Origin of the sequence: Vibrio sp. IB15 (genome assembly GCF_016406055.1) — a bacterium.
Classification (GTDB): Bacteria; Pseudomonadota; Gammaproteobacteria; order Enterobacterales; family Vibrionaceae; genus Vibrio; species Vibrio chagasii.
Genome location: NZ_JAEFCE010000056.1, coordinates 1 through 19,046, shown reverse-complemented (window position 1 = coordinate 19,046; position 19,046 = coordinate 1). Strand labels below are relative to the sequence as shown.

15 protein-coding genes and 1 pseudogene are annotated in these 19,046 nt (G+C 45.1%); 4 read left to right on the top strand and 12 right to left on the bottom strand.

Translation table 11 applies throughout. From position 1 onward, the window contains the following. Window positions 1–320 precede the first annotated feature (320 nt). The 9 genes from JC606_RS18260 to xsc form a co-directional block, all read right to left on the bottom strand. Complete coding sequence (locus tag JC606_RS18260; protein WP_061032195.1) at window positions 321–893, bottom strand: malate synthase; 573 nt, start codon at window positions 891–893, stop codon at window positions 321–323. A gap of 247 nt (window positions 894–1,140) precedes the next feature. Next, complete coding sequence (locus JC606_RS18255; RefSeq protein ID WP_137408612.1) at window positions 1,141–2,061, bottom strand: cache domain-containing protein; 921 nt, start codon at window positions 2,059–2,061, stop codon at window positions 1,141–1,143. Window positions 2,062–2,072: 11 nt separating this feature from the next. After that, window positions 2,073–3,413 carry a TRAP transporter large permease gene (locus JC606_RS18250; RefSeq protein WP_102424990.1) on the bottom strand — a complete coding sequence of 447 codons (1,341 nt, stop codon included), beginning with the start codon at window positions 3,411–3,413 and terminating at the stop codon, window positions 2,073–2,075. Window positions 3,414–3,447: 34 nt separating this feature from the next. Then, window positions 3,448–3,990 carry a TRAP transporter small permease gene (locus tag JC606_RS18245; RefSeq protein WP_137408611.1) on the bottom strand — a complete coding sequence of 181 codons (543 nt, stop codon included), beginning with the start codon at window positions 3,988–3,990 and terminating at the stop codon, window positions 3,448–3,450. 163 nt (window positions 3,991–4,153) lie between these two features. Then, window positions 4,154–5,155: a TRAP transporter substrate-binding protein gene (locus tag JC606_RS18240; RefSeq protein ID WP_137408610.1), complete on the bottom strand. Its 1,002-nt coding sequence runs from the start codon at window positions 5,153–5,155 to the stop codon at window positions 4,154–4,156. Window positions 5,156–5,272: 117 nt separating this feature from the next. After that, on the bottom strand, window positions 5,273–6,739 hold the full coding sequence (locus tag JC606_RS18235; protein WP_137408609.1) for an NAD(P)/FAD-dependent oxidoreductase: 1,467 nt from the start codon (window positions 6,737–6,739) through the stop codon (window positions 5,273–5,275). Between the two features lie 48 nt (window positions 6,740–6,787). Further along, window positions 6,788–7,213: a nuclear transport factor 2 family protein gene (locus JC606_RS18230; protein WP_137408608.1), complete on the bottom strand. Its 426-nt coding sequence runs from the start codon at window positions 7,211–7,213 to the stop codon at window positions 6,788–6,790. 285 nt (window positions 7,214–7,498) lie between these two features. Next, window positions 7,499–8,305, bottom strand: coding sequence for an FRG domain-containing protein (locus tag JC606_RS18225; RefSeq protein WP_198779126.1), 807 nt, complete (start codon window positions 8,303–8,305; stop codon window positions 7,499–7,501). Between the two features lie 376 nt (window positions 8,306–8,681). Beyond that, the gene (gene xsc / locus JC606_RS18220; RefSeq protein ID WP_198779125.1) at window positions 8,682–10,493 is read right to left on the bottom strand and encodes a sulfoacetaldehyde acetyltransferase; all 1,812 of its coding nucleotides are present in this window, start codon (window positions 10,491–10,493) and stop codon (window positions 8,682–8,684) included. Window positions 10,494–10,758: 265 nt separating this feature from the next. Here xsc and JC606_RS18215 point away from each other — a divergent pair, with 265 nt between their 5' ends. Beyond that, window positions 10,759–11,739, top strand: coding sequence for an AAA family ATPase (locus JC606_RS18215; RefSeq protein WP_137408606.1), 981 nt, complete (start codon window positions 10,759–10,761; stop codon window positions 11,737–11,739). 3 nt (window positions 11,740–11,742) lie between these two features. Next, complete coding sequence (locus JC606_RS18210; RefSeq protein WP_198779124.1) at window positions 11,743–13,464, top strand: cobaltochelatase CobT-related protein; 1,722 nt, start codon at window positions 11,743–11,745, stop codon at window positions 13,462–13,464. Window positions 13,465–13,513: 49 nt separating this feature from the next. Here JC606_RS18210 and JC606_RS18205 read toward each other — a convergent pair whose 3' ends face one another. Together JC606_RS18205 and pta are read right to left on the bottom strand one after the other, a co-directional pair. Then, window positions 13,514–14,281, bottom strand: a complete 768-nt coding sequence (locus tag JC606_RS18205) for a sulfite exporter TauE/SafE family protein (protein WP_198779123.1) — start codon at window positions 14,279–14,281, stop codon at window positions 13,514–13,516. Between the two features lie 67 nt (window positions 14,282–14,348). Beyond that, window positions 14,349–15,422, bottom strand: coding sequence for a phosphate acetyltransferase (gene pta, locus JC606_RS18200; protein WP_198779122.1), 1,074 nt, complete (start codon window positions 15,420–15,422; stop codon window positions 14,349–14,351). Window positions 15,423–15,575: 153 nt separating this feature from the next. Between pta and JC606_RS18195 the strand changes: the two genes are divergently transcribed. Together JC606_RS18195 and JC606_RS18190 are read left to right on the top strand one after the other, a co-directional pair. Next, window positions 15,576–16,364, top strand: coding sequence for an IclR family transcriptional regulator (locus JC606_RS18195; RefSeq protein WP_008215739.1), 789 nt, complete (start codon window positions 15,576–15,578; stop codon window positions 16,362–16,364). An 87-nt stretch (window positions 16,365–16,451) separates the two neighbouring features. Further along, entirely contained in the window at window positions 16,452–17,879 is a 1,428-nt protein-coding gene (locus JC606_RS18190) for an NAD-dependent succinate-semialdehyde dehydrogenase (RefSeq protein ID WP_198779121.1), read from the top strand. Between the two features lie 86 nt (window positions 17,880–17,965). On the opposite strand, the pseudogene JC606_RS18185 reads toward JC606_RS18190, so the two are convergent. Further along, window positions 17,966–19,046: pseudogene (locus JC606_RS18185) on the bottom strand (ISL3 family transposase); the annotation flags it as partial.

Here is a 19,046-nt window from a genome sequence, read left to right as displayed (position 1 = left end):
GGCTCAATCCCAAGACGCGCATTATAGCACAGCTCAAAGCATTTTGACTGAGATTTCGCTCAATAGTAGCCCAAACCACCGTCGATAATGATAGTTAACCTAATAAAAACAGAATAAAATGAAAGAACAAAATTATTTAAATACAACAACTTAAATCAAAACAACACACTATAACGTCACATCCAAAGTTTCTGCATATGATTTTGATAATCGCCTAATTTACTTATAGCTCTAATAAAAAAACCCGCTATAGGGGCGGGCAAATTACCAAAGGTAAAAGAGAAATGGATTGTTAGCGCTGCGTACTGCAGCGCTCGATATCAGAGTGCGAAACAGAATCCAAGATTGTAGTCATCACCATTTTTCGCCGTGAACTCTTTATCTTCACTTGATGCATTTGGTCGGCCGCTTTCATCGCCCTTCACTAGGCTAACCCAGTGTCTGATTCCAGAAGAAATACTTGCGTCTGTTTGACCGAAGGTAGTGCATGTCTCTAGTTGGATATCTTCAATATCAACAAGCTCAAGGTTACCTGTGCCTTTCCGAGCGCCCATCGTCACTTCAACGTGCGTACCGCTTTCATCACGGAACAGGATTGATGATGGTTTGGATTTATCACCTGTGTATGCCACAAAATGCTTAGCACGTTTCAGACCTGTGTGTTCACCATTTTTGAAGTAAACCTGAACATGTCGGTAGTCAATCTCATAGCTCACAACATCTTCATGAGAGCCCGACTCAAGAGGAAATAGAGTATCTAGCAACTGTTTCGCCATCTTCTGCTTTTCGAGTTGCTTGTCTGCTTTCACCATTTCGACGGCAAAGACAGCTTCAGCAATAAAAGTTGAATGGTTTCTGTGAAGTTCTGTTTTGTCTAGTGTCAGCATATTCATAGTCTATCCCTCGTACGGCTTTAAATTTCACGTAGGTCAAACATCCTAATTGACCCTTTTCAGATTTGTTCTTTACTGCTCGGTTTCCATGTTTTTCATACTACTGTTATTTTTGAAACAATTTCACAACAAAAATTACACACTGTGAATTTTACTAAATTGCTTTTTTACACACTCCTATTTTTAGGGGTAAAATGAGCATTAAGTCATTAATTTTAATAGACTTACACTCACCACACCCTGACTTTTACGTCTTGTTTGATTTTGTGTAATATCCAACCCCAACTAGCTTGTTATCGATAACTCGATAGTAGGTATGCTTGGTTTCGACCTTACTCGACAATGGATTTAACCAGCGATAGGTATAAACACCACGGCCATTTTCTCGCGCAAGATTCAACATATCAGTGAGGATCGGCTTATCATCTGGGCTCAAGATTTCGTTGTGTGATCGCCCAACCAACTCCGGTGACACGCCATGAGCTAGTAGCTTTCCAGAACTCATGTCCATCACAAACACATACAAATCTCCTTCCACAAAGCTGCCTTCAGCGTCATTGAACTCAACCAAGCTATCTTGTTCAGACTCCACTATCGCAGTCATCGCTCTCGCCAATAAATTCTTTGCCTCGGCCGCACTCGAACGTTCAGGGTAATAACCGACAGCGACAATCACATCGCCTACTCGCTCAAAGAACGTAGTTTTCGGTTCACCCATACGATCAGTCGGGTTCGTCCAGTGATATTCCACCTCGCCAAAACCGTTGTGGACCGCTTTTGTTATCATTTCTCGAAAAAATGGATTGCCATAAACATCTTGTGTGTCCAATACACTGTCGCCCACCAACACCATGGAAGAGCCGCCACTGGCAAGAAATTGACCATCAATTCCGAGTGCAAACACGTATAACTCACCGTCTATGTACTCAGGGTCACTCATGAAATCTTTGACGCTTTCATCACCCTCGGTTTGAACGTGGATTACAGCTTTCGCCAGCAGAGTCTTGGCTCTTCTCTCTGCCTCGCTCACCACGTGGGGCTCAGAAACATCAAGCACATTAACAGGCTTAGCTTGTTTCTCTGTTTCAGAATGTTCGGCACGTAAACTAATGCCACTCACGACAGCAAACACAGCACAACCAATGAGGATGATTCTGGATAAATTCATGGTTATCTCTCCTAATAGCCCACTAAGGACGGAAGCCAAAGCGTAATTTGTGGGAAGAAAGCGATAACGAAAACGCCCACAACAGAAGCAAGAACAAAGGGATGGATCTTCGCGGTGATTTGCTCAACCGTGGAACCCCCTATTCCCGAGGCAACAAAGATGTTTTCGCCAAGTGGCGGCGTAGCAAAGCCTATCGATAAGGTACATACGACCACAATACCCACGTGGGTAGGATCCGCGCCTAACATGTACATGATTGGTAATAGAACCGGCACGATGATCATAATCGCTGCTAAGGTTTCCATGAACATACCGATGAACAACAGCAAAGTAATCGTAAGCGCCCACACCATGTACATGTTGTCAGTAAAACTGAGCAAAGATTCAGCCACCACCACTGGAATTTTTTGTTCAATCAGTAAACGACCAAACACGGTAGCAGCAAACAGGATCAGCAATACACGTCCGGTGATCCACGTCGTGGTTGATAGAGATTTCATCACGCTTTTGAATGACAACTCGCGGTGAATAAATACACCCACAAACAGCGAATAAAAAATTGCCACAACCGCAGACTCTGTTGGTGTGAACATACCGCTGTAGATACCGCCAAGAATCAAAAATGGCGCTAGTATCGACCATAAACCTCGACGCAAGTAATGCCTTACATCACCAAATGACCAGGTTTCAGTAAGCCCTTTGTAGCCTTCGCGCTTAGCAATGAAATAGTTAGTCAGTACCAGTGTCGAAGCCATGATGAAACCCGGCACAACCCCGGCGACAAACAGCTTTGGAATCGATAAAGAAGCAAACTGGCCATGTTGTGCAATGGCTTCTGGTGGCGCCATTAAGCCCATCGCAGATATACCAAAAATAACTAAAGGAATGGATGGTGGAATAATAATCCCCAAGCCTCCGGATGCAGCCGTAACGGCCGATGCGTAGCTCTTATCGTAGTCACGCTTAACCATCGCAGGCACCATTAGCATACCTACCGCGGCGGTTGTCGCTGGGCCAGAGCCAGAGATAGCACCGAAGAAAAGACAGGCCATTACCGTTGCCGCACCAAGTCCACCTGTTACGGGCCCAGCTAAGCTTTCGGCAATATCAACCAAACGTTTGGAGATCCCAGCCGCCTCCATTAATGCGCCCGCAAGCACAAAAGCAGGCAGAGCCATGAGCGGGAAGTTACCTACCGAAGTAAATGCGATTTGTACCAGTGCGATAGGATTTTTGTCGAGCAACATATAGGCCGCCATCGAAGCGCCGGCCAGTGATACTGTGATTGGTGCACCTAGAATTAACAGGGTTAAGAAGCCACCAAATAAAATTAGAGTTAAATAGGATTCCATTATTACATCTCTCTATTACGACTATTCTCTGTGACTACTGCATAGACTTTTGTGCAGTCATTTTTCGCAGCTCTTTCACTTCTGGATCTTCATTGGTTGCACCTTTGAATAGGCGCTCATAGTTGTTCCAGATAATTCGAATCATCATCAGGGAAAACGCGATAGGTAAAATCATGTAGAAATACTTCATCGGGATACCTGTGGTCTGAGACTTCCAAAACAGGTTCATTTTGTTGAACACGAAGTCATAACTGAGATAGACAAAGTAACCGTTGAAGCAGAGCCATAAGAAATCAGCGATGGTTTCACTGACGGTTTGCACGATTGGCGGAAATAATTTGAAGTGAAAACTCACTCGGTTGTGTGCCGACATCTTGGCCGCCACAACAGCCCCTAGATAAGCGAACCAAACGAACATGTAAGTAGCGACCTCATCCCCCCACGGGATAGAGTAGTCGAATAGCTGACGCGTCAGGATTTGTGTAAACAGCAACAGGACAAAGCTTGCAAGCAACAAACAACATGTATATTCCTCAATGTTGTTCAGGTGTTTTTTTATTGTTTTAGCGACTGACATATAACCTCCAATGTTGATTTTCACATGACAACCAGTCGCTCACGGTCCTAAAAGATCAGGTACAGAACAGCTCAACGAGTACAGCCATGTAAATGCCCTATCTCACTGTTCTATCGCTAGGTGATTAAGTCGCGGAGAACAGCAGATAGGGCGAATCTAATCGTTACTTTCTACCTAGTAACTCAAGAACGTCGTCTAGCTTGTCTTTGCCTCCGATGCTTGAGTAGAACTTAGGCCAAACTGATTTAGTCACCTTGTTGATCCACTCTTGCTCGTTGTCTGCTGGGTCTGTGAATACCATGCCCTTCGCTTGTAGCTCTTCACGAATTTGGTTTTCCGTATTTTCTAAATAAGCGAAGCTGTGCTCTGTCGCTTCCTGACCTGCTTCAAGAATGATCTTCTGCATTTCAGGTGTTTGCTGTTGGAAGACCGTTTCACTCACGATGAGAGGTTCTAGAGAGAAAATGTAGCGAATGTTGGTCACGTACTTTTGTACTTCGTTAAACTTCATCGCATGCACTGTGATGTAAGGGTTATCTTGACCATCTACCACGCCCTGTTGCAGGCCAGTAAAGGTTTCAGACCAAGCCATTGGCGTTGGGTTTACGCCCCATGCTTGGTAAGAAGCGATCATGATTTCGTTACGAGGAACACGAATCACGAGCCCTTTAAGATCTTCTGGGGAAGCGACAGGCTTTTTCGAGTTAGTCAAAACCCTAAAGCCAGAATAAGCCCAACCGACAATACGAACACCAGCATCACGAATCGTATTATCGACTAAGTCTTGGCCTACTTGACCTTGAGTCAGTAGCACTGCTTCTTCTGCGCTCTGAATAACGTAAGGCATAGTCAGTAGACCAACCGTCGGAGAAAAAGGGGTGACGTTGTTGATCGCCAGTACAGAGAAATCAAGAAGACCGATTGCCGCATCATTTACTGTGTCTTGCTCGTTGCCTAACTGACCATTCGGGAACAGATCGATTTTCACTTTACCGTCTGTTTTTTGCTCCATGAGTTCAGAGAACGATGTCGCTAATTCCCACTGCGTACCACCAGCAGCATCGCCGATGGCTATTTTAAAATTCGCTGCTGCCGCGGTATTAGATAGCACCGCTGTTGCTACAATGGTGACACCAGCAATAATTTTATTTTTAATAAATTTCATAGTCTTAACCTTTCCTTTCATACAGACTTCCTGCCTGTACTTTGCTCACAAGGTGACCTGGTACAACTTTCCTGGTCGTAGTTCTATTTCCCTATTTTGGAAATAATGTTCGGGTAGTTACAGCCTTTCATCCTTTAACGAATACCACTGATAAAGGAACCGCTGCCCCATTCTTCGAAACGGCGCAAACATCTCTGATTCCACCACTTCCCTCACATTGGGGAACGGAAGTTTTGATTCAAATATTGGTAGGTCGAGCGTGTGACCTTCGCCTGCAATCCACTGAGCAAGACGCTTACCCGCTTGAGCGGAATACATCACGCCATTACCGCCATATCCAAGGGCGTAGAAGATGGATTGTTTTGGATTCGGTTGATAAATCCTCGGCATCATGTCGTGGCTGACGTCCACCCAACCCCACCATGAATAATCGATTTTGATCTGATCGAGAGACGGGAATTTTCGAGTAAGGTCCGCTCTTAGCATGTCTTCATATTTCTTTTCAGGTGCGTTTTTGCCACTGATAGCACTGCGTGTACCTATCTGTACTCGGTTATCCGGTAACAAACGGTAGTAGTGACGCAGAATTCGAGTATCAGTAATCACTTGATTAGTTTTGAAATTACACGCGGCGATTTCTTCTTGAGTTAGCGGACGTGTGACCATTGAGTTAGACAGTACTGGCAACAGGCGGTTTTTAAGCTCTGAATGCAAGCCTTGACTGGTATACCCACCCGTACAAACACCGACAGAACGCGCTTTAACAACGCCACCAGGCGTTTTCAGGTAATGCACACCGCCACGAGTCTCCCAGCCCATAACTGGACTCGATGGATGAACTTTAACGCCGAGTGCTCGTGCCTTTCTTAGATAACCAAACGCCAACTTCCCTGCATGAATGCCAATCCCTTCTGGCTCATGCATCGCGCCTGCTGCTTCTTGGTCTCCAACGTAATCACGCTTTACGGTTTCTGCATCTAAGATCTGCGCATCGTAGTCAAACGTGTCGCGCAACAACTTGGCTTCTTTCTCGAGTGTTGCCATCACTTTTGGACGGTGAGCAACATATAAATGACCGCCAGGTTGTGGGTCACAATCGATGTCTTTGATCAGTGACTTGAAGGTTTCCATGCCATCGACACATTCGCGGTGCATTTTTAGCGCCGTTTCGAGGCCCCAGCGTTCAATCCATTGTGAACGCTTCAAACGCCCAGAGGCACACTGCGCTTGACCACCGTTTCGAGTGCTGCATCCCCAGCTTGAACGGTTCGCTTCAATCACTGTCGCTTTAATGCCATACATCTCAGCAAGGTGTATCGCAGTGCTTAGGCCAGTAAAGCCTGAACCGATGATCGCCACATCGACATCCATGTCCGATGTGATTGGGCCATCATCTTCAGGTGGGGCACCTGCAGTATCTACCCAATACGTTGGGGCGTATTCTTTACCATGACCTGGCGTTTTATCCTTCAATGGATCGTACTTTGGATCGTATCTATCTTTTGCTTGTGTACTTTCTTGTGCTTGGGTGCTTTTCACCTTTGGCTGCACATCGGCAGCTGGTTGTTCCATTACTAAACTCATAATTCGACTCTCCTAGTCATAACACGTGAACGGGTTGCGATTTCGTGTCTAGCTTGTGGGAGTCAAAAGAGGTCTTGTTTTACGGAAGGCATTTTTTACGCTGATTTTTCCGTCTTTCAGAGTAAATACATCAACCATGCGAGCTTCAATAATGCTGCCATCCGGGTTTGTAGCAGAAAACGTTGATTCACTCACAGCGCGATCACCGCACACAAAGTGGACAGGATCGCTCCAAGCGGCGTCTGGGAAGTTCTGCCAAACCAATTCAAAGCTCTTTCGAACCGCTTCGTACCCTTCGATAGTATTTCCAACTAAGCCTTCGCCAGCCACAGTATGGAATACACAATCTTCAGTCATGAACGACATTAATGCTTCGATATCATGGTTATTCCAAGCATCACTGAATGACTGTAAAAAGGCTGTGTCGACTTGGTTTTCCAGCACGAATGTCGCTGCATTGGTTTGCATATTCATATTCCAGAATCCTTTATGTTTACGTTATTGGTTTAAATTTCAGTAGCTTTGCGCCACTTTTTTATTAGAGTTTTTAAACTAGAAACTTGAAAGATTTAACAACTTGATAACAAGCCGCACAACTCTAACTTCGAGTTGTGTTATATACAATCTTTAAGCTCACAGATTTCGTATTTTTATAAATTTAATTAGTGTTCTAAGTTTATTTAAACAAGACTTCACTCTATTTAAATAATTAAAATCAGACATGAGCGAAGTCTTAATTTTCGATAATGATATTAGTCGTTAGTCGAAGTCAAAATCTTGATGGTACTTTCGTCCATATTGTTCCAAAGTTCGATCATGAGTATTAACTTGTAATTCGATGTTGCTTCCATCTTTACCCATAACCTTATTTCCATCGACGTGTGATTCATTTTTCAAATCAACCAGTGTCTCTTCTTTATACTCTGTAGGTTCATTTAACACATTCATGGATATTAACTCCTTTATCAGATTTACTTTGGCTGACGGAAGAACATGAACGGATACTAGACCGTTTGAATATCCTTGCTCGTCGTACAAAGGTTGAATGGCATCATTGCAACCTTCCTTAAACGGATGAATGGAATACCATTTGTCCTTACGTTGTTCTTGCTGATCACAATCAACAACATGAAATATCTGAGTTTTCTCAACACCACATGGTGTAAAGAAATCACTAACTCTCTCAAAATCAATTGCTTTAGTAATATTAATGCAGTCTTTACTCTGACTATGACACAAAGCCCACAGCGCATTAAGCAGGTTATCGCTCCATTCAAGTAAACGAATGGGAAATCCCTGCTTCTTTGCTAAGCACATCAGCAACCAATCATTTATGTCGTGAGAGTGCAATGAATGCCCACCATAGATACGAACCGTTGAAAGCAAATCTTGTTCGACTCGGCGTAAGTTCTTACGATTAGAACGACCCAAGCTAGGCATCAAGTTATTGTTTTCGTAATCACAAACGTTATAAATCAACCCACAAGGTTCGTTGCACTCTTTAATATATGAATCAATTATTTGATACAGTTCTTTGAGTGAGCTTATATACCGTTTATTGTTCATATCTATTTTCTACCACTCACCTATATAAATAATGATTCTTAGCTAAAAATAAAGGTTAACGACTCTTCGAATACTCATACTAAAGTCGAATAAATCTAGTGACTCATCAATAATTACTATTTTGATATTCGGTTAATAATAATTACTGATAAAACCTCGATATCGATACAATTTAATTTGGTGTAATAGTGATTTGGTTAGTGCTCTAATATTCAGAGCAAGGAACGTAAAAAATATGACTTAATGAAAAAAGAGTTTTCTTTCACGTTCAATTTAATATCAAAAACCATCACTTAATTTGTTTGTCCGACTCCGATCTCGATAGCCTTCTCCCTAACACTTTCGATAATACAGTGCCGGACAAACTTCCTATTGGTTATACGTAATCTTTGTATTTATCTAGGAAACGAACCGGTTTAGACAATGCGTCTCGACGGAACGGGTCGCCCAGTTCTTGAGTACACATGATCTCAATGATGGTTGTTTTGCCTTCGTTCATTTGCATGTCGATGGCTTTTTGTAGAGTTGGGCCAACATCTTCTAGCTTATCAACCGTGATACCTTCAGCACCCATTGCTCGAGCGATCTCTGCAAAGCTTTGGTTGTCTAGTTCACCAGCGACAAAACGTCGGTTGTAGAAGTCGACTTGGTTCTTCTTCTCTGCGCCCCATTGACGGTTGTGGAATACCACCGCAGTCACAGGAATGTTGTGACGAACACACGTCATGGTCTCCATCAGGCTCATGCCCCACGCGCCGTCGCCTGCGTAAGAGATAGCTGGACGATGAGGTGCTGCTGCTTTCGCACCAATGATGGTCGGGAACGCATAGCCACAGTTACCGAAACTCATTGCCGCAAAGAAGCTTCGCGGTTTTTCAAAACGTAAGTAGCTGTTTGCGACCGAGTTGATGTTACCGATATCCGTTGAGACCATTACGTCTTCTGGCATCGCTTTTTCAAGTTCACGAAGTACTTGGCGTGGGTGAAGATATTCACCACCAGAGAAAGGAGTCTCATGCGAGTTTTCTTCGATCATGTCTAAGCTGAATGAGTCACGCTCGTGCGTCCACTCATCAAGCTCTTTTTCCCACAGCGCTTTTTCTGTTGCGACGGTGTCTTGGCGAGCACCTTTGTTGTCATCACACAGCAGTGCACGACCTTCCAATCTCTCGGTTAATGCCACTGCAGCCGCTTTCGCATCACCACAAATACCCACAGAGATCTTCTTAACCAAGCCAAGCATCTTGTTGTCCGCATCAATCTGAATGATTTTTGCGTTCTTCGGCCAGTAATCCATACCGTGTTGAGGCAATGTGCCGAATGGACCAAGGCGAGTACCAAGAGCAATAACCACGTCCGCTTGAGCCATCAACTTCATTGCAGCCTTCGAACCTTGGTAACCTAGTGGACCACACCATAATGGGTGACTTGCTGGGAACGAGTCATTGTGTAGGTAGCTGTTTACTACTGGCGCACCCAGTCTTTCAGCCAGCGCTGCACACTCTTGAAACGCGTCAGCCATTACCACACCGCCACCAGAAATGATGACAGGGAATTTCGCTTCAGCAATCAGGTCTGCCGCTTCATTCAGAGATTTTTCACCACCTGGGCCACGGTCTAAGCGTGCCGGTTGAGGGATCTCGGTTTGAGTCTCACCGTAGAAGTAGTCACGTGGGATGTTAAGTTGAGTAGGCCCCATCTCGCTCATTGCGCGGTCAAAGCATCGCCCTGTGTACTCCGCCATACGGTCAGGGTGCGTTACATGCCCTTGATACTTAGTAAACTCTTGGAACATTGGAAGTTGGTTACACTCTTGGAAACCACCTAAGCCCATTGTTTTAGTGCCGGTCTCTGGCGTCACAATTACAACAGGGCTGTGTGCCCAATACGCTGCTGCGATTGCTGTTACACAGTTACTGATACCCGGTCCATTCTGACCGATAACGACACCGTGGCGACCAGAGACTCGAGAGTAACCATCTGCCATGTGAGCAGCACCTTGCTCGTGTACCACTGGGACCAATCGAATGCCAGCAGGAGCAAAGATATCCATTGCATCCATAAATGCCGAACCCATGATGCCGAACATATCGGTGACATCATTGGCGACCATAGTTTCAACGAACGCTTCTGATGGTGTCATTGTTACTGTGCCGGAAACAACCGTACGTTTTTCTTGCTCACTCATTCTTCCATTCTCCTTGAGTTAACCTAAATTTCATTTTTCGGAATGAATCGTCTCTTTTTTGAATTCAAATTCACCTTAGTAGTAGATTTTTTGCGCGTCAACTTTTTGCGTTAAAATGGAACAATTCATTCTAATTAATAAAACTGGATCACATTATTGGTAGTTTTTCGTACAAAAAAGTGTCGTTAACTCCAAGAGAGAGGTTAATAATCGATAGCAGTTCAAAAATCACAGCAGTCATGGAAGCGATAATGGGGAATAAAGAATGAACAATGAGGAATTGCGACCAACGCAACAGGTAAGTGTAAGAGAGCATTTCGGCATCGATAGCGATTTAACGGTGTTGGCCTTTGAGAAGGCGGGAGAGTACGTACCGAAGATCGATCCCAACTACTGTTTTGATCCTGAAGTCACGCTCGCAATATTAGCGGGCTTCACATCTAACCGTCGCACGTTAATACAAGGCACACACGGAACCGGCAAGTCTTCTCATATAGAGCAAGTGGCAGCACGATTAAATTGGCCATGCTTGAGGATCAACCTAGATGGGCACTTAAGCCGATTGGATTTCATTGGCAAAGATAGCATCGTCATTAAAGATGGAATGCAGGTAACGGAGTTTAAGGAAGGCATTCTTCCACAAAGCATTCAGCAACCCATCGCATTAGTATTGGACGAATACGATGCGGGCCGACCTGATGTGATGTTTGTGATTCAGCAACTGTTAGAGCAAGACGGAAAATACACTTCGCTCGAGCAAAACAGAGTGATCACTCCCCACCCTTCTTTCCGTCTGTTTGCGACCTGCAATACTCTCGGTTTAGGTAACTTTTCCGGTTTGTATTCTGGTACTCAAGTGCTTAACCATAGCCAACTTGACCGATGGAACATCATCGCGACACTTAACTATTTAGACCCACAACATGAAACCAAGATCGTTCTATCAAAGTGTCCTGAGCTAAACAATGAAAGCGGTAATCAGTTAATAGAGAAAATGATCGCCACCGCCGGTTTAACGCGAAATGGATTTAGAGCCGGCGATTTATCAACGGTTATGTCGCCAAGAACAGTAATCACATGGGCTGAGAATATTCGAATATTCAAGAATGTAGCCACTGCATTTAGGCTGTCGTTCCTCAACCGTTGTGAAGACGAAGAGAAGGAGCTAGTTCGCGAATATTACTTCCGCTGCTTTGGTGAAGCTCTAGAGGAGCATACTCAGAGCTATGCTCAGTCGGAGTTTTAATCGATGGCTAATATTTCCTCCCAACAGAAAAAGATCCTCGATATTGGCGTGTCGATTGCCAGAGCGATCAGCGGTGAATTGAACCTGAATTACCGAGGAGAGCGCCTCTACAACGGTAGTCGTCCTTGTTATCACTTATCGGCACACACCAACGATCTCACCTTTGTGTCACGCCATGAGCTCATCAACAGTAAATTATCGATGAACGGTAAAATTGACTCATCCGCATTGAGGCTGTTGCTTTCTGATGCTGAACTTCACTATTCGTTGCGCCCAAAAAATGAAGTCGAGCGTTTACTATTCGATTTTTGCGAACAGGTACGAATCGAGTCACAAGTTCCCGCTTACCTAAAAGGCGTCACTAAGAGCATTCAGTTCAACTTTGCGTATTGGAGCGATCAATATCATCAAAATGGCTTTACTGAATCCCGCATTGGTATTTTGTTGTTCACATTAATGCAGGTCATCCACACTCGCTTAACGGGTGTTCCAGTCTCGGATCCCATCGCTGAAACCATTGAATCGACTCGAGCAGGCATCGTGCCTATATTTGGTAGCTGTCTAAAACAATTAAAAGAACATCGAGCCAATCAACAGCGTTTTGCTCACTATGCCAACGAGCTCGCGTCTCTGGCACAAGCACTTATCAACCAAGAACAAGAGGGTGAAAGCTCAAGCACCCCAACGGTTGAAGAGGACATTAAAATCCTCGCGCAACTTGCTTTAATCGTTGATGGGGACATAGAAGATGAAGAGATTGATGCGGACATCACTGGCAGTAGTAAGGTCTTCGAATTGTCAGGCGCTAATTATCAAGTATTCAATTCAGAATTTGACCAAGTGATCGCCGCAGATAAGCTCGTCCGGCGTGCCCTATTATTCGAACTGAGACAAAAACTCACTGATGACTTGATGGCGAGACAAGTGAATACCCGACGCTTAGCCGCCATGCTGTCTGGTTTTGTTGCCACACCACAACGAATTCGACGCCAAGAACACCTAGAAGAAGGCATCGTCAACGCCACTGCCATCACTAAGCTCATCACTTCTCCTTTAGACCGTACGTTTTTTTATCAGCCTGAAATTGGCCCGTCTCACCAATGTGCCATCACGTTTTTGATGGACTGTTCAGGGTCGATGCAAAAACACAGCCACAAGCTAAGCCTACTAATGGATACGATCCTCAAATCCGTTGGACTCGCCAATATCCCCTTTGAAATTATCGGCTTCACCACCAACAACTGGAACCGTGGCAAGGTTTACCGACAGTGGCTCAAACAAGGCCAACCGAAACATCCCGGGCGTTTAAACGAGGTTAGACATATCGTATTTAAGGATTTTGATACCCATTGGAGGCGCGCTCGACTCGGTCTTGCAAGCCTTCGTAAAGCGGACATCTTCAAAGAAGGAATTGATGGCGAAGCGGTTCAGTTTGCCAGCCAGCGATTGCAGCAGCACAGCGCACAACGAAAGGTTTTGTTTGTGTTTTCGGACGGTTGCCCGATGGATACCGCCACCAGCACAGCCAATGATCAATTCTATTTAGACAACCACCTCAAACAGGTGATTGATCGCGAGACGACCAAGAATAATATTGAAATCCACGGCGTAGGAATGGGGGTAGATTTAAGCCCCTATTATCGCAGTAACATCACGTTGGATACTCAAGAGAGCTGCTTGTTTGGACTATGTAGAGGAATCTTTGAGATGCTAAAGCGTGTTTAGACGGTGAAGCTTCGGCTAGAGAGTCGCTAGCCTCATTGATAGAGCTGGTTTATGAAGAGCCCAACAATGACCATGCCGACACGGCCATCAAATACCCACCAATCAACATCAACACCATAAATACTAACTTTCTGAGTTGGGCATTCGACAAGGGAGGCGGAAAGCGGCGCGCGAACATGGTGACAAGCGCCACCAAAGGAATAGCAATCGCAGATAGCCACAATATGCTTGCTTCCATATCGCCTGCAGCGTAAACATTCACGGTACGTGACATCGACGTGCAAGCGAACACCATCAGCAGTGTGCTTCGTACTAAATCAAGCGTAAAAGGTTGCCTGTAGAGATGATAAACAATCGGTGGACCCGCCATACCAAATAGCCCGCCCGCGAGACCAGAGCTAAACCCTGACACCAAAAAAGACAGGGTTGTAGAGCGTTGGGTTCTAGTTTTAGGTTTGAACATAAAACTCAAGCCTGCGAATAGCACCATAGCGCCTAACAAAGCTCGTAGGATATGCGTTGCAGATTCGCTCAATTCGCCTAGCAAGAACACCCCAAGTGACACGCCGGGAATAATACCGATCACCAACACCACAAGGATTTTTAGCTCGCCAAGCAACGGCTTGCCCATCAAAACAACCAAGCAATTGAACAAGGTGACAATACTCACCACCGCGGCAATAACATTTAGGGAAACTAGATTAAGGCTGACCGTCAAACCAATCACAATGATGCCTAACCCAAAGCCCGTGACGGTTTGAAAATAGGTGCCTAGCGCAATAGTGGCCAAAATGGCGAGTAAAACCGGTAACTCCATTAACAATCCTAAATAGGTTATTTGGGGTAATATGAGTGCATATCAGCGTTAGTTTAAGCAACTAATGTTAATACCTAAAATCAAATGTCGGCTCTTGTCTTTCTTCAACATTAGCTTCAGTGTCAGCCTTAGAGCCAGACACTTTCCCTTGCTGCGCTTGTACCGCGGTAACGGCAATGACGTTAAAGATATCCTCTGCGCAGCACCCTCTTGATAAGTCATTGGCCGGTTGATTCAACCCTTGGAGCAAAGGACCAATGGCGACCGCACCACCTAACCTTTCTGCCAACTTGTAACCTATATTGCCCGCTTCGAGGTTGGGGAAGATCAACACATTGGATTGACCTTTCACTTCGGAATCAGGCAACTTTTTAGCCGCGATTTCGGTGACAATTGCGGCATCAAGCTGAACATCTTGGTCAACCGCAATACCAGGGCAACGCTGTTTCACGATCTGCGCAGCACTGCGCACCTTGTCCACCGACTCATGTTTCGCACTACCGTTGGTGGAGAATGAAAGCATCGCCAACTTAGGCTCTTCCATTAGCAATGCCTGAGCACTTTGAGAAGCGGCGACCGCGATTGATGCCAGCTCCGTTTCATTGGGGTTAATCACCAAGCCACAGTCACTGAAAATCAGACCACCTTTTAGATTATGGAAAGGCTCACACAACATCATAAGGAAGAAACTCGATACCAACTCGCTATCGGGAGCAGGGCCGATGATCTGCAGTGCAGCTCGCACCACATCAGAAGTGGTATACACCGCACCATTTACCGTGCCGTCTACTAACCCTTCCCTCACCATCAAGTTGGCAAAAATAAGTGGGTCTTTAACCTTCTCCAAAGCATCTTCATACGTCATGCCTTTGGCTTTTCTTAACTCATATAGGCGCTCAGCTAATACGACTTTCAGAGCCGACGTTTGAGGTGAAACAATGTGAATACCGGCAAGATTAATATGATGCAACTGCGCGGCTTCAATAATCGCCTTCTCATCCCCCACTAGCGTGATATGGGCGAGCTGTTTGTCTATCGCTAATCGTGCTGCGGCGAGCACTCGAGGATCTTCCGCTTCGCTCAACACCACGCGCTTACGATCTAAGTGAGCCTTATCAATAATCCGTTCAATTGCCTTCATGATAAACTCCATTTATTGAGATTAATTGTTCCATAATTTAACTTTATATTATTGAAATAATAAAAAAGATCAAATATTATTCAGATAATTGAAGGAAATTGATTTGCTATGTACACTCTTACACATAGACATATCGCAAGGATGAATCACTGTATGCAAACAGAAACACCACAAGTTCAAGGAGATACGCCAACTCTTCGACTTTTTGCTCTATTAGAGGTAATCGCACAGAAAGACGAATTCATTTCTCTTCAAGGATTAGTCGAAGAAACCGGGCTACCGAAACCGACGTTACACCGCATGCTGCAACAACTGGAATCAGCAGGCATCATTCAAAGAGATGGTGACGATAAGCACTACAGCTCAGGTATTCGACTCAGAAAACTGGCCGAAAACCTACTCTTCAATAGCACTATGCACAGTGCAAGACGCACGATTCTTGAAAACCTGCGTGCAGAAGTTGGCGAAAGCTGCAACCTGACAGCGCTATCAAGCGGCGAGATCATCTACCTTGACCGTGCAGAAACGGAAGCCCCACTTCGTTTCCACCTCCAACCAGGTTCTCGCGTTCCTGTGCATTGCTCGGCTACCGGCAAACTGTTTTTGGCTCACATGTCGAAATCACAGCGCAGACGACTGATCGAGAATGTGCCTCTGACGCAGTACACAGTAAAAACCATTACCGACTACTCCGTTCTAGAACAAGATATCGAAGAAGCGAAGATCCAAGGCTATGCCATTGACGATGAAGAGTTTCTTCCAGGTTTGGTGTGTATTGCGGTACTCATCCCATCACCAACCGGTCAATCCAACCTTGGTTTAGCAATTCAAGCACCTGTGATTCGAGTGAAGCCAGATGAAGCGATTAAGTTTTTGCCTGCACTGCAAAAAGCAGCGAAAGCACTAGCGAAAATCGAAGCGGACAACTGGGGTCAACAATAAATACTTTGAGGCTATCTGGCTCCTCGACAACGGTAAGTTCATTCACTAGATCAACACGTGTTAAGTAATCATCAATAAGGAACCACAATGCTCAAAATCAACAACAAGCAATTACTCTCTTTTATGGTGACAGAAGCAGATAGCGCGGTTACGGTCACCAATCCAGCAACCGGTGAGCTCATTGGCTATGCGCCAATCTCTAGCGAGGTGGAGCTAGATAACGCTATCAAGCGTGCAAATATCGCACAGAAAGAGTGGGCAAAAGTTCCAGCCAAAACTCGCGCTGCGCTACTGAATAATTGGTATGAGTTGATCCTTGAAAACAAAGATGATCTTGCTCGCTTGATGACCATGGAACAAGGTAAACCGTTGGCAGAAGCGACTGGCGAAGTGGTTTACGGAGCAAGCTTTATTGAGTGGTTCGCCGAAGAAGCCAAGCGCACCTACGGCGATTCGATCCCAAGTACTGCGGCAGATAAACGCCTAGTCACCATCAAACAACCGATTGGGTTAGCCTGTGCCATCACGCCGTGGAACTTTCCCGTGGCGATGATCACGCGTAAAGCAGCGCCTGCATTGGCGGCTGGCTGTAGTTTTATTGTGAAACCTTCTGACGAGACACCACTTTCTGCGTTTGCGGTCGTTAAACTGGCTTACCAAGCTGGAATCCCTGAAGACCTTATTCAAGTGGTTTTAGGTACTAGTCCGGAACAAATCGGCGAACTGTTTACCTCTCATCCATTAATCAAAAAGATCTCATTTACCGGCTCTACCCGTGTTGGCAGCATTTTGATGGCGCAAGCCGCCAAAGGCATCAAACGCACTTCAATGGAGCTTGGCGGCAACGCACCCTTTATTGTATTTGACGACGCAGACATCGACGCAGCCGTGCAAGGAGCAATGGCATCTAAATTCCGCAATGCAGGGCAAACTTGTGTTTGTGCTAACCGCTTCTATATCCACAGTAAAGTACACGATGAATTTGTAGCTAAGTTCGACCAAGCAGTACAACAGCTTAAGGTCGGCAATGGCTTAGATGAAGGCGTCAATATCGGCCCAGTCATCAGTGAAAGAGCAAAACAAAATATCCAACGCTTAATTGACCGAGCGATTGAGCAAGGTGCACAGCCTGTTACACCAACTCAATTACTCGATGGCCAGTTTATTCAGCCCGTCATTCTTAAAAACGTGAAACATGACATGGACATCGTTCAACAAGAGATCTTTGGCCCTGTCGCTCCAGTTATGAAGTTTGACAGCGATGAAGAACTCATCGAGATGGCGAACGATACCATTTATGGTTTAGCGTCTTACTTCTACAGCCAGAATATTCACCGTGTATGGAAGATAGCAGAAGCGCTTGAATACGGTATGGTTGGCATCAATGACGGCTTGATCTCTACTGAAGTAGCGCCGTTTGGTGGGGTGAAACAGTCAGGCATTGGTCGTGAAGGGGCAAAAGAAGGCATCGATGAGTACATGGATATTAAGTATCTATGTTTTGGTGGAAATTAAGGCTTCGGTGGAAACTAGGCTTTAGCGGTAACTTAGCTTTTCTCCTCGCTCCTCAACCCCTCTGAAAACGAAAGCAAAAAAAAGGTTCATCGCGGCTTTCCGGGGAAAGCCGCTTTTATCTTCAAGAAGAAGTAGTCTGTATCTCGATACCCATATCCCATTCGCTTGATTAGCTTTATCTTGTTGTTTATCCCTTCCAATGTGCAGGTGTTGAGCGGATAACTTGCCGATGCGAGAATGCCGTGAAGATAAGGACTCAGTTTTCGTGCGAACTCTTTTAATGGCTTAATCCCACTCTCTTGTACTTGTGCCCACCACGTATCCCAGAGCCCTTTGGCATGCACTTCTGATTCACAATACCAAAGCTCTTTGAGTTGTGCTCCGAGGATGTAAGTGGTCATTAAGTCCTTATTGATATTCAATATTTCTGTAAGATAGCTGTCTTGCTGTGTATTTAAGTTGCCCCTATTTTTCAACAACACCCAGCGTGAACGCTTGACCCATTGCCTCGCTTTTTTATCTTGCTTGAGTTTGTTGGCTTGGTCGACTCTGACTCTATCCATGACCTCACGACCGAACTAAGCAACAACATGGAATAAGTCGTAAACGATTTTTGCGTTCGGGCAATGTGCTTGAACTTCAAGGTCAAAAGCCGTATTCATGTCCATCGCGACCGCTTCGATATTATTGCCATGCTTGCCTAACAGCTCGAAGAACGGTCGTATGTCCTTGCGGCTACAGCCTAACCCTATCCAAATGACTTGGTGCATCTTAGCGTCAGCAATGACCGTGGCATACCTATGTCCTTTAAAGATAGCGAACTCATCCATGACGAGTTGCCTTAGCCCCTCCCATTTCATTGACGGTACCACTCGTGGAAGTCGGCGTTTATCTATCTCTTTAATGGTGTGCCAATGTACGCTTGTTAACTGGGAGATATGCTTAATGGGAAGAAGAGGCAGCAGTTGTTCTATATAACTTTTTAAGCGCTTCGTTATACGAGCATAAGGCTCTAACCAAGATAGAGACTCTGTTTTTATGCCGCAGACACGACACTTAATTCTTCGTGTTTGAACGGAAAGTTCAACAGGAACACCGAGCAACATGGCCTCTTTACATGACGCCATTGATACTCATGAATAGCCTCGGCCTCGAGACCACAAAGGC